Origin of the sequence: Hamadaea sp. NPDC051192, assembly GCF_040682475.1 — a bacterium.
In the GTDB taxonomy this organism is placed as follows: domain Bacteria; phylum Actinomycetota; class Actinomycetes; order Mycobacteriales; family Micromonosporaceae; genus Hamadaea; species Hamadaea flava.
Genome location: NZ_JBFBAZ010000098.1, coordinates 1 through 22,881, shown reverse-complemented (window position 1 = coordinate 22,881; position 22,881 = coordinate 1). Strand labels below are relative to the sequence as shown.

Here is a 22,881-nt window from a genome sequence, read left to right as displayed (position 1 = left end):
CACGCCAGTGGGGCGAGTAAATCATTCGACCGGCAGGCGATAGCCGCGTTTGACGACGGTCTGGACGAAACCGGGTCCGCCCAACCCGGCGCGCAGCCGGGCGACGGCCATCTCGACGGCATGCTCGTCCGCGCCCCGGGGGAGCGAGGGCAGCAGCGCCGCGCGGGACAGCACTCGGCCGGCCCGGGTCGCCAACGCGCGCAGGACCGCCATCGGCGCGGGGGCGAGCGGTTTGAGCTGGCCGTCCACCACGGCGGCGTGCCCGCGCAGGGTCAGCTCGTGCCCGGCGACCTGCAGCGTGACCGCCCGTTTGGGCAGTTCGTCGCTGAGCGAGCGGACCAGTGCGCCGAGCCGGGCCCGCGTGGGCGTCACGACCGGAATACCCAGTTCGGTGAGCGGGGCCGCGGTCACCGTGCCGACGCACGCGGCGAGCACATCCGAGCGCATCGCCTCGACGCAGTCCGCGCGCGCCGGTCCGGCCGCGTCGAGCAGCGCCTGCACGGCGGGCGCGGAGGTGAACGTGACGGCGTCGATGAGCCGGTTGTGCACGAGGTCGACCAGGCGCTGCAAGGGGGCCGGGTCGTGCGGCGGCGCCCAGCGGTAGACGGGCACCTCGATGACGTCGGCGCCGGCCGAGCGCAGCGCCGCGCAGAAGTCGGGTTGCTGGTCCCCGTGCAGCTGCACGGCGATGACCTCACCGTGTACGCCGCGTGCCAGCAGGTGAAAGAGCACCTCGTCGCAGCTCTCCGACTCCGGCGACCACTGGTCGAAGAGGCCGGCCGCCCGAGCCGCGCCCCGCGCCTTGGGCCCCCGGGCGACCAGGTACGCGTTGCCCAGCACCTGCCGCAGCGCGTCGCCCAGGCCCCAGCCCTCGGCCGCCTCCAGCCAGCCGCGCATGCCGATGCCGGTGTTGGCGACGACGATGTCGGGCGGGGTCGCCAGACACCGCCGGGTCGCCTCCCGCAGCTCGACGTCGTCGGGGAGCGGCACGATGCGGAGCGCGGGGGCGATGACCACTCGCGCTCCCCGCCGTTCGAGCAGCGCCGCCAGCTCGTCGCGCCGCCGGTCGGCGGTCACGCCGATGGTGAACCCAGCCAGCTCGCCCTCCGTCTGCGTACCGGCGGCGGCAACAGTCGTCATGCGATCACCGACCTGCGGCCGGCGTTCGCACGACTGAGCCTGTGCCGGCTGACGACCAGCCGCGAGCGGCCGGTCATGCGGGCACGCTCGCCGCGAGGGGCTCGCCGATCTCGACCACTCCATCGCGTACGCGGACCGCCCAGGCCCGGACCCGCATGGTGGGGTCGTCGAGGCAGTCCCCGGTACGCAGGTCGAAGGCCTGCTTGTGCATCGGTGAGGCGACCGTCGGGACGTCTCCCCGGGTGCCGACGATGCCCCGGGAGAGCACCGAAGCACCGCTGAACGGGTCGACGTTGTCCACGGCGTACACGTCGCCGGTGAAGGTCCGGAAGATCGCGACGGGCACTCCCTCGACGAGCGCGGCCACCCCGCGTTCGATCTCCAGGCGGCTGATCGAGCAGATCGGCGTCCAGACGGCGAGGTCGGCGAAGGCGGTGGTCATGACTTCCTCCCGGTGAGCGTGACAGGAACGGGGCGGGCGGGCACTCGTTGCCCGCGCTCGGTCTCGAAGCTGATCGAGGGATCGGGGGTCCCCGGCGCGTTGACGAACGAGACGAACCGGGCCAGCCGCTCGGGATCGTCCAAAGTGGCCTTCCACTCGTCGGCGTACGAGCCGACGTGGTGTGCCATCGCCGCGTCCAGTTCCGCGCAGAGGCCGAGGGTGTCGTGGATGATGACGTCCCGCAGGTGGTCGAGCCCGCCGTCGAGGCCCTCCAGCCAGCTCGCCGTCCGCTGCAGGCGGTCGGCGGTCCGGATGTAGTACATGAGGAACCGGTCGACCGTGCGGATGAGGTCCTCGGTGGACAGGTCCGTGGCGAGCAGGTCGGCGTGCCGGGGCCGGAAGCCGCCGTTGCCGCCGACATAGAGGTTCCAGCCGGTCTCGGTCGCGATGATCCCGAAGTCCTTGCTCCGGGCTTCGGCGCATTCCCGGGCACAGCCGGAGACGGCCGACTTGATCTTGTGCGGTGCCCGCAGGCCCCGATAGCGCAGCTCCAGATCCACCGCGAGGCCCACCGAGTCCTGTACGCCGTACCGGCACCAGGTGCTGCCGACGCACGACTTCACGGTGCGCAGCGCCTTGCCGTACGCGTGCCCGGACTCGAATCCCGCGTCGACCAGCCGGTGCCAGATCTGGGGCAGCTGCTCGACGCGAGCGCCGAACAGGTCGATCCGCTGCCCGCCGGTGATCTTCGTGTAGAGCCCGAAGTCCTTGGCGACCTCGCCGATGACGATGAGCTTCTCCGGGGTGATCTCGCCACCGGGGATACGGGGCACCACCGAGTAGGTGCCGTCCTTCTGGATGTTCGCCAGGAAGTGGTCGTTGGTGTCCTGCAACGCCGCCTGCTCGCCGTCGAGCACGTAGCCGTTGGTCAGCGAGGCGAGGATCGAGGCCACGACCGGCTTGCAGATGTCGCAGCCCCGGCCCTGCCCGTGCGCGGTGATCAGCTCGGAGAACGTCCGGATGCCGCGGACGCGGGCGATGTCGTACAGCTCTTGGCGGCTGTGTGCGAAGTGTTCGCAGAGCGCCTTCGACTGGTGCACGCCGCATTCGCTGAGCAGGCTCTTCAGCATCGGTACGCACGAGCCGCAGGTGGTGCCGGCGCGGGTGCAGGCCTTGAGCGCCGGCACGTCGGCCGCCCCGTCACGGATCGCGTCGACGATGGCGTCCTTGGTGACGGCGTTGCAGGAGCAGACCTGCGCCGTGCCCGGGAGCGACCCGGCTCCGGCCGTTCCGGCGGAGTCCCCGGCCAGCAGCGCGATCGGCGGGCCGGGCAGCGGACCGCCGAGGCTCGCCCGCAACGTCGGGTACGCCGACGCGTCCCCGACGAGGATGCCGCCGAGCAGGGTCTGAGCGTCGTCGGAGAGCAGGAGTTTGGCGTACACCCCGTTGGCGCCGTCGTGGAAGACGACGTCGAGCGGCCCGTCCGCCGCCCCGAACGAGGCGACGTCGACGCCGAGCAGCTTCAGCTTCGTCGAGGTGTCCGGCGTGGCCATGGCGGCGTCGCCGCCGACGATCCGGTCGGCCACCACCTCGGCCATGGCGTACCCGGGGGCGACGAGTCCGTAGGTGCGCCCGTCGGCGCCGTCGAGGCTCAGGGCGGCGCACTCGCCGACGGCGTACACGTCGGGGTCGGCGGTCGCGCAGCCCGCGTCCACGAGGTACCCGCCGCGCGGTCCCAGCGCCAAGCCCGCCGATTCGGCCAGCTCGTCCCGGGGCCGGATGCCGGCCGCGATCACCACGAGGTCGGCGTCGACGGATCCGCCGTCGCTGAAGGTCAGGCCGGTCACCGCGGCCTCGCCGAGCACGCTCGCGCAGGCTCGTCCGGTGTGGACGGTCAGGCCCAGGCCCTCGACGTGTCCCTTGAGGACGGCGCCGCCGCCGTCGTCCACCTGAAGCGGCATGAGCCGCGGGGCGAACTCGACGACGTGGGTGGTCAGCCCGAGCAGCCGCAACGCGTTGGCCGCCTCCAGGCCGAGCAGGCCACCGCCGAGCACCGCGCCGACCTGACGGCCCTCGGCGTACGCCTGAAGCGCTTCGAGGTCGTCGAGCGTGCGATAGACGAAGACGCCCGGCAGGTCGGCCCCGGCGATCGGCGGCACGAACGGGCGGCTGCCGGTGGCGAGGACGAGCTTGTCGTAGGCGTACTCGCCGGCGGAGGTGGTGACCACCCGCCGGGTCCGGTCGATTCCCTGGACCGTCTCACCGAGCCGCAGCTCGACGTCGTCCGGCAGGTCGCCGAGGCCCAGCTCGGCCGCGCTGACCCCGTCGAAGAACGCGGACAACCGCACCCGGTCGTACGCGGGCCGCAGCTCCTCGCCGAGGACGGTGATCTGCCATTCGCCGCTGGTGTCCCGGGCGGCCAGCGCCTCCACGAACCGCTGCCCGACCATTCCGTGGCCGACCACGACGACCTTCTTGGCACCGTTGCTCATGCCTTGACACCCTCCTGCGCAGACAGCCAATCGGCGATGCCGCAGACCGCGTCGGTGCAGGTCCCGCAGCCGGTGGTGGCGCGCGTCCGGCCGGCGATCGCCGCGACGTCGCGGCAGCCGTCGCGCCACGCGCGCACGATGGATCCCTTGCTGACCGAGTTGCACTGGCAGACGGTCGCGGCGTCGGGCATCAGCGCGGGAGTGGGCGCAGCCTGGGCAGTGGCGGTGCTGCCCAGGCTGCGCCCGAGAAGGAGCGCGCGGCGGTCATTGGGAACCGGCGCGCCCCGGTCGAAGAGCTGGATGACCTGCCCGACGAGCGGGTTGTCGCCCAGCAGCACGGCGCCGGACACGCGGCCTTCGTGGATCCGCAGGCGGGCGTACGTGCCCCGGGCGGGATCGGCGAAGCGCAGATCCTCGTGGTGCTCGCCGTCGAGGGTGCCCATCGAGGCGAGGTCGATGCCGTTCGCCTTCAGCCGCGTCACGATCGGCGCGGGCTGGTACGCCGCCAGCGGCTCCTCGCCGCTCAGCACCCGGGCCACCACGTTCGCCTGGGCCCACGCGGGTGCGACGAGCCCGCCGACCTGGCCGCGATGCTGGGCGCAGTCGCCGATGGCCGAGATCCGCCGGTCGCTGGTCCGGAGCCGGTCGTCCACCACGATGCCCCGGTCGACGGCCAGCCCGGCGTCCCGGGCGAGCGCCGTCTCCGGGCGTACGCCGCACGACAGGACCAGCAGGTCGGTGGTGAGTTCCCGGCCGTCGGACAGGGTGAGCGTGACGCTGTCCGGCCCGGTGGTCAGCCGCGCCCCTGACACTCCGGTGTGGACGGTGATGCCCAGTTCGGCCAGGGTGCCGGCCAGGATGGCGCTCGCGTCCGGGTCGATCTGCCGTTCCATCAGATGCCCGACGGGGTGGACGACCTGCACGGCCAGGCCTCGCCCGGCCAATCCGCGGGCCGCCTCCAGGCCGAGCAGCCCGCCGCCGAGCACGATGGCGGTACGCGCGCCGGCGCTGAAGTCGAGGATGCGGCGGCAGTCGTCCAGGGTCCGGAACACCGCGACCCGGTCGGGCAGCGCGTCCGGGTCGAGCCCCTCGACCGGCGGGATCCACGCGGTGGCCCCGGTGGCCAGCACGAGGTGCTCGTACTCCACGACGGTGCCGTCGGCGCAGGTCACCGTCTGCCGGTCCCGGTCGATCGAGACGACCGGCGCCCCCGTCCGAATGGACCCGCCGGAGTCGGGCAGCTCCACCCCGGTCTCGTCGACCTTCCCGGCGAGGAGATTGGACAACAGGATCCGGTTGTACGCCCGATGCGGCTCGGCGCCGACGACGGTCGCCTTGACGCCACGCCGGGCCAGGTCGGCGGCGCATCGCGCGCCCGCCATCCCGTAGCCGACGATGACTACCTCGTTCACCTTGGTGCTCCTGTCCATGAGGAGACCGGCGCCATCGGCGGTCATTGGCTCGGCTCTGCTAGCTCGGGGCCGTGAGCCCGTCCGCCGTCCTCCCGGCTGTCGCCGGATCGAGCGGGGACTGGCTCGACCTTTACAGCGCACACCTTGAACTCGGGCATGCGGGAGATCGGGTCCAGGGCGGCCGACGTCAGCGAGTTGACGCGCTGCCGACCGGCGAAGTGGAAGGGGGCGAAGACGGTGTCCGGTCGGATGCTCTCGGTCAGCCGCGCGGGGGCGGTCATCTCGCCGCGGCGGCTCGTCACGCGTACAAGTTGATCTTGAGAGATGTCGAGGCGGGCCGCGAGATCGGGATGGAGCTCGACGAACGCGGATCCGGCGACCCGCGCGAGCGGCTCGATCCGGCGCGTCTGCGCGCCGGACTGGTACTGGGCCAGCAGCCGGCCGGTGGTGAGATAGAGGGGGTACTCGGCGTCGGGCTCCTCGACCGCGGGCCGGTGGTCGACCGCGGTCAGCCGGGCCCGCCCGTCCGGGTGGGCGAACCGTTCCTCGAAGAGCCGCGGCGTGCCCGCCCGGTCCACAGACGGGCAGGGCCAGAACACGCCGTCCTCGGCGTCCACCCGCTCCCACGTGACGCCCGCGTAGTCGGCCAATCCGCCTGCGGAGGCACGCCGCAGCTCCTCGAAGACCGCGCGCGGATCGGAGTCGAACCGCGCACTCGTGGGAAGGCCGCCGTTTGCCCGAACGGCGTCCGTCCCGGGGCCGAGCCGGTGAGCCAGCTCGGCCAGCACCGCCAGATCCGTCCCTGTCCCTGGCGGTGGTTCGCGGAGGGCCTTGCGCCGCAGCACGCGGCCCTCGAGGTTGGTCATGGTGCCGTCCTCCTCGGCCCACTGGGCGGTGGGGAGGACGACGTCGGCGAGCTGTGCCGTCTCGCTCTTCACAAAGTCGCACACGACCAACAAATCCAGGTTTCGCAGACGTTTCTCTACGTGAACAGCATTCGGAGCGGAGACGACCGGATTCGAGCCGAACACGAGCAACGCCTTGACGTCCTCGCCGAGGCTGTCGAGCAGTTCGTAGGCCGACCGGCCGGGGCCGGGCAGATCAGCCGGGTCGACGCCCCAGACCGCGGCCACGTGTTCGCGCGCGGCGGGATCGTCGATCTTGCGGTAGCCCGGCAACTGGTCGGCTTTCTGCCCGTGCTCCCGGCCGCCCTGACCGTTGCCCTGCCCGGTCAGGCAGCCGTACCCGGAACCCGGGCGGCCCGGCAGGCCCAGCGCCAACGCGAGATTGATGAAGGCGGACACCGTGTCCACACCCTTGGCGTGCTGCTCCGCGCCGCGTGCGGTCAGGATGATCGCCGGGCCGTCGCTCAAGGCCCGCGCGGCTTGCTCCAGATCAGCGATGGGTACGCCGGTCAGCCGCTCGACTCGCGCCGGCCAGTACTCCGCGACCAGTTTGCGTACGTCGTCGAAGCCGGTCGTCCGGTCGTCGAGGTATTCGGAGTCGATCAGGCCCTCGGCGACGGCGATGTGCAGCAGGCCGTTGGCGAGCGCGAGATCGGTGCCCGGCGTCGGCTGGAGGTGCAAGGTGGCGTTCCGGGCGGTGGGGGTGGCCCGGGGGTCGATCACGATCTGCGTCGCGCCCGGCAGTTCGCGCTGCTCGGTGAGGTACCGGGCGAACGGGGGCATCGTCTCGGCGACGTTCGCGCCGACCAGCAGCAGCGTCTTGGCCTTGCCGACGTCGGCGAGCGGAAACGGCAGGCCGCGGTCGACGCCGAAGGCGCGCATCCCGGCGGCGGCCGCGCTCGACATGCAGAAGCGCCCGTTGTAGTCGATGTTCTTGGTCCGCAGCGCGACCCGGGCGAACTTGCCCAGCGCGTACGCCTTCTCGTTGGTGAGCCCGCCGCCGCCGAAGACCGCCACGGCGTCCCGCCCGTGGTCCCGCTGCACGTCGCGGATCTTGCCGACGATGAAGTCGTACGCCTCCGCCCAGGTCGCCGGCTCGCCGTGGAGCAACGGCGTACGCAGCCGGTCGGGGTGGTCGAGCAGTTCGGCGGCGGTCCAGCCCTTCTGGCACAGCCCGCCCCGGTTGGTGGGGAAATCGCGGGGAGCCACTTCGACCTTGCCCGACGCGTCGGCCCGTAAGGTCATCCCGCATTGCAGAGCGCAGTACGGGCAGTGGGTGGCAACCGCCGAGGAGTGCTCGCGCGAGCCGCTGGAGGTGCGGTCAGCTGGGGGTGCCATGGAGACGAGCGTGAGGGCAGGCGGTTTCGGCCCGACTTCTCATATGTTTCCGACCTGCAAAGTCGCGCTCATCTGTTCGGTGGGGGCGGTGTTGGCCGGTGGTATGACCGTGAGGACACAGATGGGGGTTTTGTCCATTGACACGACGTTCTAGCGTGATCGATAGTGACTGTCTGTGAGATCAGTTACACCTCACGTGAGCTGGGGTTTCACTCACGCGCGGAGTTCTGATTGGGGGATGACTATGGGTCATACCGGAGGTACCCTCACTTGCATGACTGCGAAGGTGACTCTCTCGTTCTCGGATGACACGATCGCCGACGCGCGCCGCTATGCGGAACGCGACGGCATGTCCTTGTCGGCCTGGATGGACAAGGCCGCCAAGGAGAAGGCCCTACGCGAGCTCTTCGGCGCACATGCCGACGTGCTCCGGAGAGCGGGCCTGGACAAACTGGAGAAGCAGGCGCTTGCGGACGAGGCCGACTATGAGACGGTCACAGACGCATTGCGCGGCGGACTGACCCAGAGCAGCGGTCGACGACCGCGCCGAAGCGGCGGAGGAAATGACAAGCGTGCTGCGTAGAGGTGAGATCTGGCGGATCGAGGGCGCTCGCGAGCGGCTCGGTCTCGTCATCAGCTCCGACGTCTACAACGGAACCGATGTGCCGATCGTGGTCGTCGCCGAGGTGGTGGACGAGGAGGAGCTGCGCGATTCGCCCTTGGCCGTGCCGATGGGCGAATTCGTGATCATGCCCGATCGCGTCTCGTCGCCGATGAAGAAGTGGTTCACCGACCTCGTCGAGGTCGCGGACACCGACACGATGCGGCGGGTCGGCCGAGCGCTCAAGATCATCCAAGACCTCTAGCCGGGCTCCACAGCTCAGGGGAGGAACAGGTCCGCGTCGCAGGTGGAGTCGTCGGCGTCGGTGCCGGCGCCGCACGACTCCGGCGCGTCGTAGCCGAGGGCCTCGGCGCAGGCCTCCGGACGCGGCTTCCGCAGCCCGGCCGCGACCTGCTCGAACGCCGCGCCCAGGACGGCGAACTGCTCCGGGGTCATCTTGTCCACGAAGATGTCGCGGACCTGGTTGACGTGGTCGACGGCGACCCGCTGGATCGTCTCCCAGCCGTGCTCGGTGAGCACCGCGAACTGGCCCCGGCGGTCGTCGGGACACGGCTGCCGCTCGATCAGGCCGGCCTTCTCCATCCGGGTGATCTGGTGCGACAGGCGGCTCTTCTCCAGCAGGGTGCGTACGGCGAGCTGGCTCATCCGGAGCCGGTGCTCGGGAGCCTCCGACAGCTGGACGAGGATCTCGTAGTCGGTGCCGGACAACCCGTGCTTCTGATGCCCTCGCTCGAGGTTGTGCATCAGCAGCCGGCTGCCCTCGAGGAACGCCCGCCAGGACCGCTGCTCGTCATCGGTGAGCCAGCGGGCTTCGGTCTTGATGTCGGCGGACATGCCAGTCACAGTACTCACTTCCCCTCTCGATCGAGTAGGTCGCGCATCACTTGGCGGCAAGCCGACAGCCGACCTCGCTGGTGCGACGCCGGCTGTGGTCCTCAGCTGGTGAGGCGGTTCAGACCGTCGTCACGACCTCGTCGAAGTCCAGCCGCGGGTTGCGGTCGAACCAGGCGTTGTCGGCCGGCTTGCCGATGTTGACGACCGCCAGGACACTGGCCCGGCCGTCGCCGAAGAACTCCTTGTTCAGCAGGTCGGCGTCGAACCCGCCCATCGGGCCGGCGGCCAGCCCGGCGGCGCGTACGCCCAGGATGAAGTAGCCGACCTGGAGCGCGCCGTTGAACCGGCCGGTCCGGATCCGGGCCTCTTCCTCGGCGAACCGGTCCTTGGCGTTGGGGGCGTGGGGGAAGGTCTTGTCGAGCTTCTCGTGGAAGTCGTGGGCCGCGGCGAGAATGGCGGTCAGCGGGGCGGCGGCGGTCTTGGCCTTGTTGCCCTCGGCCAGGGTGCCGACCAGGCGCTGCCGGGCCTCCGGCGTACGCACCAGCACCACCCGCAGCGGCTGCGAGTTCAACGCGGTCGGGGCGTACTTCACGAGGTGGTAGATCGCCTGGATCTGCTCGTCGCTCACCGGCTCGTCGGTGAAGGCGTTCGCGGTACGCGCCTCGCGGAACAGCAGATCCTGCGCCGCCTGATCAAGAACGAGGCTCATTAGGTCTCCAAACTGTCAGCCCTTTATTACGTGATCGCCCCCCTCTCGGGCGCCACCCGACCCAAGTTAGATGAAGTTTCAACCAATGTGCAAGCACTAGTTGAGCGCATCACTGAAATACCCCGTTGATCATGGAGTTTCCGGTCGCGACACACCGTCGATACCGCAGTTAACTCCATGATCAACGGGGCAGAGCAGGGGGTGGGCGGTTAGACGGAGGCGTGGGCGAGGCTGGGGGCGACCGTGACCAGCACTCGGCGGCGCAGGTAGCACCACCACGTTACGGCGAGGCAGACGGCGTACAGGACGGTGAACCAGGTGAACGCCGTGCCGATGCCGCCGGTCGCCGCGATGGAGTCGCTGATCGCCCGGGGCAGGTAGAAGCCGCCGAACGCGCCGACCGCCCCGGCGATGCCTAGGGTCGCCGCCGACTCCCGCTTGGCGGTGGCCGCGTCCGGCGACTTCGCCGCGAAGATCGCCGGGATCATCCGGTAGGTCGAGCCGTTGCCCGCCCCGGCCGCGGTGAACAGCACGCCGAACGAGGCCAGGAAGAGCGCCAGGTTCTTCGACCCGGCCGCCGTCACCACGCCGTACGAGCCGAGCCCCATGAGGACGAAGCAGGTGGCGGTGACCCGGGCGCCGCCGACCTTGTCCGACAGCCAGCCGCCGAATGGCCGGGCGATCGAGCCCACCAGCGGACCGGCGAAGGCCAGGGTGATCGTCGCCGCCCCCAGGTGCGCCACCGGGGCGTTCGGGAACTGGAGTTTCAGGACCAGCGGGAACGCCGCCGAGTAGCCCAGGAACGAGCCGAAGGTCCCGATGTAGAGGAACGACATGATCCAGGTGTGCGCCCGTTTGACCGTGGCGAACTGCGCCCGCAGCGGCGACCTCGCCACGGCGAGGTTGTTCATGAAGGCGTACGCGAAGATTCCGGCGGCCAGGATCAGCGGCAGCCACATGACACCGCCGTAGACCAGCCCGAACGACAACGCGATCGGCACGACCAGCTGCATGACGCTGATGCCGAGGTTGCCGCCCGCGGCGTTCAGCCCCAGCGCAGTGCCCTTCTTCCGCTCGGGGAAGAAGAACGAGATGTTGGTCATCGACGACGCGAAGTTGCCGCCGCCCAGCCCGGCGGTCGCCGCGATGGTCAGGACCACCCAGTACGCAGGCCGGGCGGTCACCGCGTAGATCATCCCCGAGACCGGGATCAGTAGCAGCAGTGCGCTGATCATGGTCCAGGTACGCCCGCCGAACCGGGTCACCGCGAAGGTGTACGGGATCCGCATGATCGAGCCGATGAGGTTCGGGAGGGCGACCAGCCAGAACTTCTGGTTCACGGAGTACGCGAACAGCGCCGGTGGCAGGGCCACCACCACGACGCTCCAAAGCGTCCAGACCGAGAAGCCCAGGTGCTCGGCGAAGATCGAGAAGATCAGGTTGCGCCGGGCGACCCGGCGGCCGGTGGACTCCCAGAAGGCGGTGTCCTCGGGGTCCCAGTGCGAGATCACCCGCTGCTGCGGTGCAGCCGGTGCCGGTGTGGTGACTGTCGCGGTCATGGTCAGGAAAGTTACGAACGTGTGATTGCCGTGTTGTGCGCTGCGCGTACCCGGGGTGTGAAACCAGGCGCACCATCGCGGCAGGTACCCTGTGAGGCGAGCCATACGGCGGTAGCCGTTTTGACCCCGGCGTAAGCCAGCAGGTATCGTTGTGCGCTGTTGCGTGAAAAGGCGGCGCGGACCTGTCGGGTACGCTTGTCGTTCGTTGCCGACCATCTTGTCAAGTAGATGGCGCGGCCTGCATCGCAAGAGACATGTCCGACGACCAGACAAGGTAGACCTGTGCGTACGTACAGCCCGAAGCCGGGTGAGATCGAGCGTCAGTGGCACGTGATCGACGCTTCTGACGTCGTGCTGGGCCGGCTCGCCACCCACGCCGCCACGCTCCTGCGCGGCAAGCACAAGCCCACTTTCGCGCCGCACGTGGACACCGGTGACTTCGTGATCATCGTGAACGCGGGCAAGGTCGCGCTGACGGGCAACAAGCGCGCGACGAAGGTCGCCTACAGCCACTCGGGCTACCCGGGCGGTCTGAAGAAGGTCGGCTACGACGAGCTGCTGTCCAAGCGGCCGGAGAAGGCGATCGAACTCGCCGTCAAGGGCATGCTCCCGCACAACAAGCTGGGCCGCCAGCTGCTGGGCAAGCTCAAGGTCTACGCGGGCCCCGAGCACCCCCACGCCGCGCAGCAGCCGCAGCCGTTCGAGATCAAGCAGATCGCGCAGTGAGCGCGGGCGAAGGAATCACTATGACCGAGACTTCTGTGCCGACGCCGGCCGCGGTCGCCACGGCTGTCGACGCCGTCGCCCCGGTCGCCGTGAAGGCCCCCCGCGGGGACCGCCCCGTGCAGACCGTTGGCCGCCGCAAGGAGGCCATCGTCCGCGTACGCATCATGCCGGGCTCCGGCAAGATCACGTGCAACGGGCGTGACCTGGAGGCCTACTTCCCGAGCAAGGTTTCGCAGCAGACCGTGCGCGAGCCGCTCGTGGTGGCCGAGAAGGCCGAGGCCTTCGACATCATCGCCAACCTCCGTGGTGGCGGCATCACCGGTCAGGCCGGCGCGCTGCGTCTGGCCATCGCTCGCGCGCTGTGCGAGCTGGACCTCGACGACCGCCCGGCGCTGAAGAAGGCCGGCTTCCTGACCCGCGACGCTCGCGTCAAGGAGAGCAAGAAGTACGGTCTCAAGAAGGCCCGCAAGGCGCCTCAGTACTCGAAGCGTTGATGCCGGCATTACTGCCAGCATGAAGTTGGCGCAGTGGGTATCCGTGGCAGCTAGCCTGATGTGGCGCTGTCGACGCGACCTGCACTTGTGATGGCCGGGGGGCACCTAGCCCCCCGGCCATTCTCGTCTGCCCTGGATCTGCGAGGAGGACACATGGGTCGGCTCTTCGGCACGGACGGCGTCCGTGGCCTGGCCAACGGCGACCTCACCCCCGAACTGGCGATGTCGATCGCTGTCGCCGCCGCCCACACCCTGGCCGAAGCGGACCGCAGCCATCAGCCGGTGGCGGTCGTGGGCCGGGATCCCCGAGCGAGTGGCGAGATGCTGGAGGCCGCGGTGGTCGCCGGGCTGGCCAGTGCGGGCGCCACCGTCGTCCGGGCCGGCGTGCTGCCGACGCCCGCGGTGGCGTACCTGACGAGCGAGGTGCGCGCCGACTTCGGCGTGATGGTCTCGGCGAGCCACAACCCGATGCCCGACAACGGGATCAAGCTCTTCGCCGCCGGTGGGCACAAGCTCTCCGACGAGATCGAGGACGCCATCGAGGCCCGGATCGGTGAGGCGTGGCAGCGTCCCACCGGGGCGGGCGTCGGCCGCGTCCACGACCTGCTCGACGGCGCCGAGCACTACCTCAAGCACCTGCGCTCCGCCGTGCCGCACCAGCTCGACGGTCTGACCGTCGTGGTCGACTGCGCGAACGGCGCGGCCAGCGACGTCGCGCCGGCGGCGTACCAGGAGGCCGGGGCGACCGTCATCCCGATCTTCTCCGAGCCCGACGGGGTCAACATCAACGACGAGTGCGGCGCGACTCACCTCGACGCGCTGCGGGAGGCCGTCCTGGCGAACGGGGCTGACCTCGGGCTGGCGCACGACGGCGACGCGGACCGCTGCCTCGCGGTCACGGCGACCGGCGAGGTCGTCGACGGCGACGAGATCATGGCGATCCTCGCGCTCGCCCTGAAGGAGTCCGGCACGCTCGCCGAGGACACCCTGGTCGTCACCGTGATGAGCAACCTCGGGCTCAAGATCGCCATGCGGGACGCCGGTATCAGCCTGGTAGAGACGAAGGTCGGCGATCGGTACCTGCTGGCAGAGCTGCGCGAGCACGGCTACTCGCTCGGCGGCGAGCAGAGCGGCCACATCGTCCTGCCCAGCCACGCGACCACCGGCGACGGGCTGCTCACCGGCCTGCTGCTGATGGCCCGCATGGCGCAGACCGGCAAGACCCTCGCCGACCTGGCCGCCGTCGTCACCAAGCTGCCGCAGCGCCTGATCAACGTGAAGGCCGACCGGTCCGTGGTGACGCACCCCGCCGTGGTCGCGGCCGTGGACGCGGTCGCCGCGCGGCTCGGGGCCACCGGGCGCGTCCTGCTCCGTCCGTCCGGCACCGAGCCACTGGTACGCGTCATGGTGGAGGCGTCGACGCCCGAGCTGGCGTTGGAGACCGCGGAGGAGATCGCGTCGGCGGTACGCTCCGCGGCCTGACCTGCCCGCATCCGTTTTAGGACCGGATCACGGATCTCGGTCGAATCTTGCCTGACTGCACTCCTGGCGGCTCGCCTTAGAGGCTCCCCGGCAAGACTCGACCCGGAACCCTGATCCGGTCCTTTCGTTTTCTCTGCGCGTCGGGTTTTGCGCAGTTGTCGTGCGCATAAGTATCCACATCGCGCATGGACTTTGAGCGAAACTCCGCTACGCTGCGAGTCATGTGTGGAATCGTGGGATACGCGGGCGCCCGACCGGCCCTGGAGATCGTCCTGGACGGACTGCGGCGGCTGGAGTACCGCGGCTACGACTCGGCCGGCGTCGCCATCCTGAGCGCGGCCGAGATCGCGGTGGCGAAGCGGGCGGGGAAGCTGGCCAACCTGGACCGCGTACTCGCCGAGGCGGAGGACGCCCGGATCACCGCGGGGACGGTCGGCATCGGCCACACCCGCTGGGCGACCCACGGCGGCCCGACCGACCGCAACGCCCACCCACACCTGTCGGCCGACGGCCGGGTCGCGGTCATCCACAACGGCATCATCGAGAACTTCGCCCTGCTGCGGGCCGAGCTGGAGGCGCAGGGGATCGAGTTCCGGTCCGAGACCGACACCGAATGCGTGGCGCACCTGCTCGCCTTCGAACTCGCCGTCGTGCCGGAGAAGGGCGCGGCCGCGCTGGCCGAAGCCATGCGCCGCGTCTGCCGCCGGTTGGAGGGGGCGTTCACCCTGCTCGCCGTCGACCGGGAGGCCCCGGGCGCGGTCGTCGGCGCCCGGCGGAACTCACCGCTGGTGGTCGGGGTCGGCCAGGGCGAGAACTTCCTCGCGAGCGATGTGAGCGCGTTCATCGCGCACACCCGGGACGCCCTGGAACTCGGGCAGGACCAGGTAGTGCTGATCACGACCGAGGGCGTCGAGGTGACCGACTTCGAGGGCAAGCCGGCCGAGGCCCGTCCGTACCACGTGGACTGGGACGCGCGCGCCGCCGAGAAGGGCGGGCACGACTGGTTCATGGAGAAGGAGATCCTGGAGCAGCCGCAGGCGGTCCACGACACCCTGCTCGGCCGGCTCAGCGAGACGGGCAGCATCCTGCTCGACGAGGTCCGCCTCACCGACCAGGACCTCCGGGACGTCGACAAGATCTTCGTGGTCGCCTGCGGGACGGCGTACCACGCCGGAATGGTCGCCAAGTACGCGATCGAGCACTGGACCCGGATCCCCTGTGAGGTCGAGCTGGCCAGCGAGTTCCGCTACCGCGACCCGGTGCTCGACCGGTCGACCCTGGTCATCGCCATCTCGCAGTCCGGCGAGACGATGGACACGCTGATGGCGCTGCGCCACGCCAAGGAGCAGAAGGCGCGCGTACTGGCGATCTGCAACACCAACGGCTCGACCATCCCCCGGGAGTCCGACGCCGTCCTCTACACGCACGGCGGCCCGGAGATCGCGGTCGCCTCCACGAAGGCGTTCCTCACCCAGCTCGCCGCCTGCTACCTGGTCGGCCTCCATCTGGCCCAGGTCCGGGGGATCAAGTACGCCGACGAGGTCGCCTCGGTCGTCGAGCAGCTCCGGGCGATGCCGGAGGCGATCGCGACCGTCCTGGCCGACCTCGACGGGATGAAGACGCTGGCCCGCGACCTCAGTACGCGCAACACCGTCCTGTTCATCGGCCGCCACGTCGGCTACCCGGTGGCGTTGGAGGGCGCGCTGAAGCTCAAGGAGCTGGCCTACATGCACGCCGAGGGGTTCGCCGCCGGTGAGCTGAAGCACGGCCCGATCGCGCTGATCGACGAGGGCACTCCGGTCGTCTGCGTCGTGCCGAGCCCGGCCGGCCGGGGCGTCCTGCACGACAAGATCGTCTCCAACATCCAGGAGGTGCGGGCGCGGGGCGCGCGGACCATCGTGATCGCCGAGGAGGGCGACGACGCCGTCGTGCCCTACGCCGACCACGTGATCCGCGTCCCGCGTACGCCGACGCTGCTGGCCCCGTTCGTGACGACGGTGCCGTTGCAGGTCCTCGCCTGCGAGATCGCGACCGCCCGGGGTCACGACGTCGACCAGCCGCGGAACCTGGCGAAGTCGGTGACGGTGGAGTGATCCGGTCAGGATTCCGGCGGCGGCGGTGAGCTGACCTCGGATTCCCGCCCGGCGGCGATCCGGCCGACGTTGGCCAGCGCCGGATTGCCGCGGTCCCAGTACGCCAAGTGGGCCGAGATCGGGTTGGCGTTGTCGGCCGCCTCGAAGACGTGCCCGCCGAACCCGTCGTCCGCCGGATTGTGCCCGTGCCAGAGGTCCGGCATCGGATCACCCATGTAGCGCGGCCAGGACTGCTCCATCCAGAACTGCCGGATCGACGGCGCGGCCAGCCCGACGATGTCGTTGTTCGCGCTGGCCGCCCACACCGTCGCCGGATCCACGTGCAGGTCGGCCGCATGCTCGACGCCGACCCCGGGTGCGCCGAGGAACACCAGGTCGTCGGCGCGCAGGCCGAGGTCGCGTACGGTCTCGCCCACGACCAGCGCGCCGTAGGAGTGCCCGACGACGCTCTGCTCGCCGAGGTCGCCCTGGTGGGTCGCGGCCAGCCCGTCCTGGAAGTCGTGGAGGGCCGCGCGGGCGTCGTGGGCGGCGCCGGCCGAAGCCCCCTCGAACAGGGAGTCCGGAGTGTCATAGCCCAGCCACAGGATGGCCGCCGTGGACGTCGACGGGTCCGCTGTCGTCGCCGCCTCGGCCATCGCGGCCGTCCGATCGAGGGACGTGCCCAGCTGGCCGTCGAGGCGTACGCCCATGCCGGGCACATAGGTCAGCACGTTCTTCGAACGGTCGGGGTCGCCGAGGGCCACGATCGCGCGGCCGTCGCCCGTCGTGTCCAACCCCACCAGGTACGCACCCGGGCGGGCGAGCCGGTCGGCGAGCGTGGCGAGCCCGGCGAGCGTCCGCTCGACCCGGTCGCGTTCCCGGGCGGCGTGCCGGTCGCCGGCCAGGCTCGCCAGCAGGGCGCTGAGCCGATCCCGTTCCCGGCGCAGCACCTCCCGGTTCGCCCGGTCCCGGTCGGCCACCGGTACGCCGTCCAACCCGCCGATCCGCTCGGGCGACTGAAGCAGGAGCAGCTCTCGTTGGGTCTTGCTGAGCCCACGCCACCATTCGCGGACGGCCACCGGCCCGGCAGCAGGCGGGCACGGCGGGCTCATCGACGCGGTCAGCTGCGCCAACGCGGCCGCCGTACGCTCATCGGACTGCCGCGCGGCGTGCACCGCGAGCGCCGCTGCCTCCGGCGTACGCGCTGCCAGCAATGCCCGGCGAGCCGCGGCCACCCGGTCGGCGTGCTCCGCCAGCAGCCGCTCGGTCCGCTCGATCGGCACCCGGCAGGCGGCGGTCAGTTCCCGGAGGTCCGCGACGGCCACCGTGGCCGCGTCGGCCGCCGTTCCGCGCCAGTCCTGCCGGAGCCCGGCCGCAGTCGTGTCGAACTCCGCGACCCGCTCCTCGACCTGCTGCGCGAGCCGCCGAAAGGCGGTCGCCCCGGCGTGCCAGGCCTCGACGTCGGCCGCGCAGAGTTGTGCGTACCCGATGATCATGAGCGATCCGCGGAGCGATAGTTGGCCGCGCAGGCCCGGACCGACTCACCGGTGTGGACGGTCCGTTCGCCGACCGCGCGCAGCACCCCGGCGAGCGCGTTCTCCCAGGTGGACAGCGCGGCCGCAGCCGACCACCCGGCCGGCGCCGCGACCGGCTGCGAGCGCGTCAGCGCGGTTCCGGTGTCGGCGAGCCGGTCGGACCACTGGCCGAGCCGGTCGATGTGGACTTCGAACTCCATGGGTCACCTCCCTGAGTTAACTGCCGCCGATGCTGACCGGTGCCGGGAGCGGCCTCAAGCACCTGTGGACGACGGCCCGGGACCGATCGAAGTGGTCGTCCACAGGGCTTGTGCGGCCGGTAGGGTTTGCCCTGTGATCGTGTCGGTCGGCAATGACGTAGTGCTCGTCGAGCGCTTCCGCGCCGCACTCGAGCGCACCCCGCATCTCGCGCAGCGAGTGTTCACCGAGGCCGAGCGCATCACCCGGTCCGGCCACGAGCGGTCGGCGGAGTCGCTCGCGGCCCGGTTCGCGGCGAAGGAAGCGGTCGCCAAGGCCCTCGGCGCGCCGCAGGGACTGCACTGGCACGACTGTGAGGTGGCCGTGGACGAGGCGGGCCGGCCCTGGCTGGTGGTCTCGGGCACGGTGGCGCAAGCCGCGGCCGGGCTCGGCATTCAACGGTGGCATCTGTCGCTGTCGCACGACGGCGGCATCGCATCGGCGGTGGTCATCGCCGAACGAGACGCGTAGGGGCGGGCATGAGAGCGGCGTGGCGGGTGGCTGACGTGCGGGCGGCCGAGAAGGCCCTGATGGCGACGCTGCCCCCGGGCACCCTGATGGCGCGGGCCGCCGCCGGGCTGGCCCGGCGCTGCGCGATCACGCTGCGCTCACGGGGCCGGCTCTACGGCTCACGGGTCCTGTTGCTAGTCGGCACCGGCGACAACGGCGGCGACGCCTTGTACGCGGGCGCGACGCTCGCCGGTCAGGGAGTGGCGGTCTCGGCCTGGCTGACCGACGCCCGCCGGGCCCATGTCGGCGGGCTGCAGACGCTCCTCGCCGCCGGCGGCCGGGTCGTCACGGAGTGGCCGTCCGACGTGGACCTCGTCGTCGACGGGATGCTCGGCATCGGCGCGACCGGCGCACTGCGCGGCGCGGCGCTCGACGCGGCGACCCGGCTCGCCGGCACGGCCGCGCCGGTGATCGCGGTCGACGTGCCGTCCGGCGTCGCCGTGGACACCGGCGACCTGCCCGGTCCCGCCGTACGCGCGGACGTGACGGTCACCTTCGGCGTCCTCAAACCGGCGCTCGTCGTCGGACCGGCCGCCCCGCTCGCCGGGCAGGTGGAGCTGGTCGACATCGGCCTGACCATGACCGCCGCCCCGGCCGTACGCCTGGCCGAGCAGGCCGACATCGAGAAGTGGTGGCCGCACCCCGGCGCCGAGTCGGACAAGTACAGCCGCGGCGTGGTCGGGCTGGCCACTGGGTCGGCGAGCTATCCAGGCGCGGCGCTGCTGTCCACCGCCGGAGCGCTCGCCGGGCCGACCGGCATGGTCCGGTACGCCGGCTCCGCCCACTCGATCGTGGCCACCCTGCACCCGTCGGTCGTCGTGGCGCCCCGCGTCTCGGACGCCGGCCGCGTCCAGGCCTGGGTCTGCGGCAGCGGGCTGTCCACCGACCAGCGGGCCCGCGAGGAACTGCGAGCGGTGCTCGCGGCTCCCCTCCCGGCGGTCCTCGACGCGGACGCGATCACGATGCTGGTCGACGGCACCCATGCGAACGAGCTGCGCGCCCGGACCGCGCCGACCGTGCTGACCCCGCACGACGGGGAGTTCAAGCGGCTGGCCGGCAGCGCGCCGGGGGAGGACCGGGTCGGCTCGGCGCTGACCCTGGCCGCCTGGACGCGGTCGGTCGTGCTGCTCAAAGGCGACCGGACGATCGTCGCCAGCCCCGACGGCGAGGCCTGGGTCAACCCGACCGGCACCCCGGCCCTGGCGACGGCGGGCTCGGGCGACGTGCTCGGCGGACTGCTCGGATCACTGCTCGCGGCAGGCCTCACCCCCGTACGCGCTGCCGTCGCGGCCGCCTATCTGCACGGGCTCGCCGGGCGGGCCGCCGCTGAATCCGGCTCGGTGACCAGCGCAGACATCGCCACCGCCCTCCGCACGGTGGTGCCTCGCTGACGGTCCGTGCTTGCGCCGGATCAGGGTTCCGGGTCGAATCTTGACCCAAGATTCGACCGAGAACCCTGATCCAGCGCGCTTCCGCGTGAGGTCCAGCGCGCGCCCGGGCATCTCGGGGGTTGATCTCCACGAGCCGGCGACTCGTACCAGCCGGTAGGGTGGAACCATGTGGCAGGCGGAAGCGGTCGTCGATCTCGCGGCCATCCGGGCCAACGTCGAGCTGCTCAAGGCGAAGACGTCGGCCGAGGTGATGGCGGTCGTGAAGGCCGACGGCTACGGCCACGGCGCGGTGCACAGCGCGCGGGCCGCCCTCGCCGGCGGGGCCACCTGGCTGGGCGTACGCAGTCTGCCGGAGGCGCTCGAACTCCGGGCGGCGGGGTTGACCGCGCCGATCCTGGCCTGGCTGCTGCCGCCGGGGACGCCGCTGCGGGACGGCGTACTGGCGGACGTGGATCTGAGCGTGTCCAGCCTCGGTCAGCTGGCTGAGCTGGTCGACGATGTGCGCCAGATCGATCGGGTGGCCCGCGTCCACCTCAAGATCGACACGGGGCTCAATCGGAACGGCGCCCCACCCGACGTCTGGCCCAAGCTCGTCGAGGCCGCCGCGCAGGCGCAGGCGGACGGCGTACTGGAGATCGTCGGGGTGTGGAGCCATCTGGCCTGCGCCGACGAGCCGGGTGATCCGTCGATCGACCGGCAGCTCCAGGTCTTCCACGACGCGCTGGCGACCGCCGAACTCGCGGGCGTCACGCCCCGGCTCCGGCACATCGCCAACTCGGCCGCCACGCTGACCCGCCCCGACACCCACTTCGACCTGGTCCGCCCGGGGGTCGCGGTCTACGGGCTGTCGCCCATCGCCGGCGAGACCTTCGGCCTGCGCCCCGCGATGACGGTTCGCGCGCCGGTCGCGCTGGTCAAGCGGGTCCCGGCGGGCGAGGGCGTGTCGTACGGCCACACCTACGTCACGGCCCGCGAGACCACGCTCTGTCTCATTCCCATCGGGTACGCCGACGGCGTGCCCCGGCACGCGAGCAGTGGCGGGCCCGTATGGGTGAACGGACGGCGCTTCGAGATCGCCGGGCGCGTGTGCATGGACCAGTTCGTGCTGGACTGCGACGACGCCCTGGTCACCGCCGGGGACGAGGCGATCCTGTTCGGGCCGGGCGACGACGGCGAACCGACGGCCGACGACTGGGCCGCCACCGTGGGCACGATCAACTACGAGATCGTGACCCGGTTCGGGCGGTCCGGCGTACCACGTAGGTATCGGGGCTGACGATGGCGCGATGGGGCATCGTCGGAGCGTTGGCGGGGGTGGCGGCGGCCGGTGTGGCCGCCGGAGTGGCGGCGGAGCGTGCCTTGGTGGGCCGAACACGGAAGAACTCCGAAGACCCGTACGCCGATGAGCCGTTCGGTCCGCTGCCCTACGACGAGGCGATGACCGTGACCACGGCGGACGGGGTGGAACTGTACGTCGAGATCGTCGAGCCGGCCGACGGCGTGACGGTGGACCTCGGCGGCGACAGCGAGCCGGAGGCGACGCTGATCTTCGTCCACGGCTTCTGCCTGGACATGGGCACCTTCCACATGCAGCGCCGCTACCTCGATCCCGGCGACTACCGGATGGTCTTCTACGACCAGCCCGGACACGGGCGGTCCGGCCGCCTGGAGGACGGGGAGTACGAGCTGCCCGCCCTCGGCGAGGCGCTCCGCGACGTCATCCAGCAGACCACGCCGACCGGCCCGATCGTCCTTATCGGACATTCGATGGGCGGCATGACGATCATGGCCTGCGCCGAGTTGTTCCCGGAACTGTTCGCCGACCGGGTCGCCGGAGTCGCCCTCATCTCCACCAGCGGCGGCAAGTCCGAGAGCGGCAAGCTGGGCGGCATCCCGGAGATGATCGCCGGAGCCGGGCCGGTGCTCGGGGTGGTCTCGGGCGCGACCAGGTACAGCGGGCGCATGATCGACCGTGCCCGGCACGCCTCCAGCGACCTCGCCTGGCTGCTCACCCGGCGGTACGGATTCGGCGCGAAGCGGCCCAGCCCGGCGCTGGTCTCCTATGTGGAACAGATGAACTCCGGCACGCCGATGGACACGGTCACCCGCTACCTGCGTACGCTCTACAGCCACGCGCGCTACCCGGCGCTGGCCGCCATCCGCGACAAGCCGGTGCTGGTGATCTGCGGTGAGAAGGACCCGATCCTGCCGGTGACGCACTCGGAGGAGATCGTCCGGCACCTGCCCGACGCCGAGCTGGTCGTCGTGCCCGACTCGGGCCACGTCGTTCTGCTGGAGCACGCCGACGAGGTGAACGCGGCGTTGCAGGGCTTCCTCGATAAGGTGATCGGGTGAGTTCGGTGACATCGCCCATCAAGCTGCGGAAGGTCGAGGACACTCACGCGTACGGCGCGGAGTTGGCTCGCCTGCTGCACGCCGGCGACCTCGTGATCCTGACCGGCCCGCTCGGCGCGGGCAAGACCGCCCTGGCCCAAGGCATCGGCGCGGGACTGCGCGTCATCGGCGACGTGACCTCGCCGACCTTCGTCATCGCCCGGGTCCATCGCCCGGACGTGCACGCAGGCGGGACGGTGCCGATGGTCCACGTCGACGCGTACCGGCTGGGGATGGTCCGCGATCCGCGCGCCGAAGTGGACGATCTCGACCTCGACGCCGACATCGACGACTCGGTGACCCTGGTCGAGTGGGGCGAGGGCATGGTCGAGCAGCTGGCCGAGGCGTACCTCGAAGTGCGGATCACCAGGCACGACGACGACACCCGCGAGGTCGAGCTGATCGGCCACGACGGCGACTGGGCCACCCGCCTCGCCAGCTAACCCACCTGTTGCATCAGCAGCAGATCACGGATACACATGCGATCTAGGCCGGTGGATTCAGGGGGTGGTCGCAACACCTTGGTTGATTCGAGGTGTTGTTGATGGCTCGTCCGGTGTCGTTGCTGGTTGTTCGTCGTGAATTTT

Annotated in this window: 21 protein-coding genes; 11 read left to right on the top strand and 10 right to left on the bottom strand. The window is 71.0% G+C overall.

The window, feature by feature from the left end:
• Positions 1 to 21: 21 nt before the first annotated feature.
• The 5 genes from AB0M47_RS30480 to AB0M47_RS30460 all read right to left on the bottom strand — a co-directional run bounded on the left by AB0M47_RS30480 (position 22) and on the right by AB0M47_RS30460 (position 7,729).
• On the bottom strand, positions 22 to 1,140 hold the full coding sequence (locus AB0M47_RS30480) for a uroporphyrinogen-III synthase (protein ID WP_363420115.1): 1,119 nt from the start codon (positions 1,138 to 1,140) through the stop codon (positions 22 to 24).
• A 73-nt stretch (positions 1,141 to 1,213) separates the two neighbouring features.
• Positions 1,214 to 1,582, bottom strand: coding sequence for a nitrite reductase small subunit NirD (gene nirD, locus AB0M47_RS30475; protein ID WP_253759990.1), 369 nt, complete (start codon positions 1,580 to 1,582; stop codon positions 1,214 to 1,216).
• Positions 1,579 to 4,074: a nitrite reductase large subunit NirB gene (gene nirB / locus AB0M47_RS30470; protein ID WP_363420112.1), complete on the bottom strand. Its 2,496-nt coding sequence runs from the start codon at positions 4,072 to 4,074 to the stop codon at positions 1,579 to 1,581. The genes nirD and nirB overlap by 4 nt, the downstream gene beginning before the upstream one ends.
• Positions 4,071 to 5,486, bottom strand: a complete 1,416-nt coding sequence (locus tag AB0M47_RS30465) for an FAD-dependent oxidoreductase (RefSeq protein ID WP_363420111.1) — start codon at positions 5,484 to 5,486, stop codon at positions 4,071 to 4,073. The genes nirB and AB0M47_RS30465 overlap by 4 nt, the downstream gene beginning before the upstream one ends.
• A 41-nt stretch (positions 5,487 to 5,527) precedes the next feature.
• On the bottom strand, positions 5,528 to 7,729 hold the full coding sequence (locus tag AB0M47_RS30460; protein WP_363420109.1) for a molybdopterin oxidoreductase family protein: 2,202 nt from the start codon (positions 7,727 to 7,729) through the stop codon (positions 5,528 to 5,530).
• Positions 7,730 to 8,003: 274 nt separating this feature from the next.
• Between AB0M47_RS30460 and AB0M47_RS30455 the strand changes: the two genes are divergently transcribed.
• Positions 8,004 to 8,312: a DUF6364 family protein gene (locus AB0M47_RS30455; protein ID WP_363420107.1), complete on the top strand. Its 309-nt coding sequence runs from the start codon at positions 8,004 to 8,006 to the stop codon at positions 8,310 to 8,312.
• Positions 8,302 to 8,595 (top strand): type II toxin-antitoxin system PemK/MazF family toxin, encoded by a 294-nt coding sequence (locus tag AB0M47_RS30450; RefSeq protein ID WP_363420105.1) that lies wholly within the window; start codon positions 8,302 to 8,304, stop codon positions 8,593 to 8,595. Before AB0M47_RS30455 ends, AB0M47_RS30450 begins: the two co-directional genes overlap by 11 nt.
• Before the next feature lie 14 nt (positions 8,596 to 8,609).
• Here AB0M47_RS30450 and AB0M47_RS30445 read toward each other — a convergent pair whose 3' ends face one another.
• The 3 genes from AB0M47_RS30445 to AB0M47_RS30435 all read right to left on the bottom strand — a co-directional run bounded on the left by AB0M47_RS30445 (position 8,610) and on the right by AB0M47_RS30435 (position 11,453).
• On the bottom strand, positions 8,610 to 9,185 hold the full coding sequence (locus AB0M47_RS30445; RefSeq protein ID WP_363420103.1) for a MarR family transcriptional regulator: 576 nt from the start codon (positions 9,183 to 9,185) through the stop codon (positions 8,610 to 8,612).
• A 118-nt stretch (positions 9,186 to 9,303) separates the two neighbouring features.
• Positions 9,304 to 9,894, bottom strand: coding sequence for a malonic semialdehyde reductase (locus tag AB0M47_RS30440; protein WP_363420101.1), 591 nt, complete (start codon positions 9,892 to 9,894; stop codon positions 9,304 to 9,306).
• Positions 9,895 to 10,103: 209 nt separating this feature from the next.
• Entirely contained in the window at positions 10,104 to 11,453 is a 1,350-nt protein-coding gene (locus tag AB0M47_RS30435) for a nitrate/nitrite transporter (RefSeq protein WP_363420099.1), read from the bottom strand.
• A 282-nt stretch (positions 11,454 to 11,735) separates the two neighbouring features.
• Between AB0M47_RS30435 and rplM the strand changes: the two genes are divergently transcribed.
• The 4 genes from rplM (at position 11,736) to glmS (ending at position 16,248) form a co-directional block, all read left to right on the top strand.
• Positions 11,736 to 12,179 carry a 50S ribosomal protein L13 gene (gene rplM, locus AB0M47_RS30430; RefSeq protein ID WP_253760006.1) on the top strand — a complete coding sequence of 148 codons (444 nt, stop codon included), beginning with the start codon at positions 11,736 to 11,738 and terminating at the stop codon, positions 12,177 to 12,179.
• A 20-nt stretch (positions 12,180 to 12,199) separates the two neighbouring features.
• A complete protein-coding gene (gene rpsI / locus AB0M47_RS30425; protein WP_363420097.1) occupies positions 12,200 to 12,673 on the top strand; it encodes a 30S ribosomal protein S9 in 474 nt (157 codons plus the stop codon).
• A gap of 153 nt (positions 12,674 to 12,826) precedes the next feature.
• Positions 12,827 to 14,155 (top strand): phosphoglucosamine mutase, encoded by a 1,329-nt coding sequence (gene glmM, locus AB0M47_RS30420; protein WP_363420095.1) that lies wholly within the window; start codon positions 12,827 to 12,829, stop codon positions 14,153 to 14,155.
• A gap of 221 nt (positions 14,156 to 14,376) precedes the next feature.
• Positions 14,377 to 16,248 (top strand): glutamine--fructose-6-phosphate transaminase (isomerizing), encoded by a 1,872-nt coding sequence (gene glmS, locus AB0M47_RS30415; protein WP_363420093.1) that lies wholly within the window; start codon positions 14,377 to 14,379, stop codon positions 16,246 to 16,248.
• A 5-nt stretch (positions 16,249 to 16,253) separates the two neighbouring features.
• Here glmS and AB0M47_RS30410 read toward each other — a convergent pair whose 3' ends face one another.
• Complete coding sequence (locus tag AB0M47_RS30410; RefSeq protein WP_363420091.1) at positions 16,254 to 17,723, bottom strand: alpha/beta hydrolase; 1,470 nt, start codon at positions 17,721 to 17,723, stop codon at positions 16,254 to 16,256.
• Positions 17,720 to 17,962: a hypothetical protein gene (locus tag AB0M47_RS30405; protein WP_363420089.1), complete on the bottom strand. Its 243-nt coding sequence runs from the start codon at positions 17,960 to 17,962 to the stop codon at positions 17,720 to 17,722. The genes AB0M47_RS30410 and AB0M47_RS30405 overlap by 4 nt, the downstream gene beginning before the upstream one ends.
• Before the next feature lie 133 nt (positions 17,963 to 18,095).
• Between AB0M47_RS30405 and AB0M47_RS30400 the strand changes: the two genes are divergently transcribed.
• From AB0M47_RS30400 to tsaE, 5 genes are all read left to right on the top strand, one after another.
• Complete coding sequence (locus tag AB0M47_RS30400; protein WP_253760019.1) at positions 18,096 to 18,470, top strand: holo-ACP synthase; 375 nt, start codon at positions 18,096 to 18,098, stop codon at positions 18,468 to 18,470.
• Positions 18,471 to 18,478: 8 nt separating this feature from the next.
• Positions 18,479 to 19,900 carry an NAD(P)H-hydrate dehydratase gene (locus tag AB0M47_RS30395; RefSeq protein ID WP_363420087.1) on the top strand — a complete coding sequence of 474 codons (1,422 nt, stop codon included), beginning with the start codon at positions 18,479 to 18,481 and terminating at the stop codon, positions 19,898 to 19,900.
• 166 nt (positions 19,901 to 20,066) lie between these two features.
• Positions 20,067 to 21,176: an alanine racemase gene (gene alr, locus AB0M47_RS30390; RefSeq protein WP_363420085.1), complete on the top strand. Its 1,110-nt coding sequence runs from the start codon at positions 20,067 to 20,069 to the stop codon at positions 21,174 to 21,176.
• A 2-nt stretch (positions 21,177 to 21,178) separates the two neighbouring features.
• The gene (locus AB0M47_RS30385) at positions 21,179 to 22,255 is read left to right on the top strand and encodes an alpha/beta hydrolase (protein ID WP_253760026.1); all 1,077 of its coding nucleotides are present in this window, start codon (positions 21,179 to 21,181) and stop codon (positions 22,253 to 22,255) included.
• A 5-nt stretch (positions 22,256 to 22,260) separates the two neighbouring features.
• Entirely contained in the window at positions 22,261 to 22,737 is a 477-nt protein-coding gene (gene tsaE / locus AB0M47_RS30380) for a tRNA (adenosine(37)-N6)-threonylcarbamoyltransferase complex ATPase subunit type 1 TsaE (protein ID WP_363420131.1), read from the top strand.
• Positions 22,738 to 22,881: the final 144 nt, after the last annotated feature.

Coding starts and splice junctions, on each gene's coding strand:
- AB0M47_RS30460 (WP_363420109.1), bottom strand. CDS start 7,729: ATGGCACCCCCAGCTGACCGCACCTCCAGCGGCTCGCGCGAGCACTCC.
- AB0M47_RS30455 (WP_363420107.1), top strand. CDS start 8,004: ATGACTGCGAAGGTGACTCTCTCGTTCTCGGATGACACGATCGCCGAC.
- alr (WP_363420085.1), top strand. CDS start 20,067: ATGTGGCAGGCGGAAGCGGTCGTCGATCTCGCGGCCATCCGGGCCAAC.
- AB0M47_RS30435 (WP_363420099.1), bottom strand. CDS start 11,453: ATGACCGCGACAGTCACCACACCGGCACCGGCTGCACCGCAGCAGCGG.
- AB0M47_RS30395 (WP_363420087.1), top strand. CDS start 18,479: ATGAGAGCGGCGTGGCGGGTGGCTGACGTGCGGGCGGCCGAGAAGGCC.
- AB0M47_RS30440 (WP_363420101.1), bottom strand. CDS start 9,894: ATGAGCCTCGTTCTTGATCAGGCGGCGCAGGATCTGCTGTTCCGCGAG.
- nirD (WP_253759990.1), bottom strand. CDS start 1,582: ATGACCACCGCCTTCGCCGACCTCGCCGTCTGGACGCCGATCTGCTCG.
- nirB (WP_363420112.1), bottom strand. CDS start 4,074: ATGAGCAACGGTGCCAAGAAGGTCGTCGTGGTCGGCCACGGAATGGTC.
- glmM (WP_363420095.1), top strand. CDS start 12,827: ATGGGTCGGCTCTTCGGCACGGACGGCGTCCGTGGCCTGGCCAACGGC.
- AB0M47_RS30480 (WP_363420115.1), bottom strand. CDS start 1,140: ATGACGACTGTTGCCGCCGCCGGTACGCAGACGGAGGGCGAGCTGGCT.
- AB0M47_RS30410 (WP_363420091.1), bottom strand. CDS start 17,723: ATGATCATCGGGTACGCACAACTCTGCGCGGCCGACGTCGAGGCCTGG.
- AB0M47_RS30385 (WP_253760026.1), top strand. CDS start 21,179: ATGGCGCGATGGGGCATCGTCGGAGCGTTGGCGGGGGTGGCGGCGGCC.
- rpsI (WP_363420097.1), top strand. CDS start 12,200: ATGACCGAGACTTCTGTGCCGACGCCGGCCGCGGTCGCCACGGCTGTC.
- AB0M47_RS30445 (WP_363420103.1), bottom strand. CDS start 9,185: ATGTCCGCCGACATCAAGACCGAAGCCCGCTGGCTCACCGATGACGAG.
- glmS (WP_363420093.1), top strand. CDS start 14,377: ATGTGTGGAATCGTGGGATACGCGGGCGCCCGACCGGCCCTGGAGATC.
- AB0M47_RS30405 (WP_363420089.1), bottom strand. CDS start 17,962: ATGGAGTTCGAAGTCCACATCGACCGGCTCGGCCAGTGGTCCGACCGG.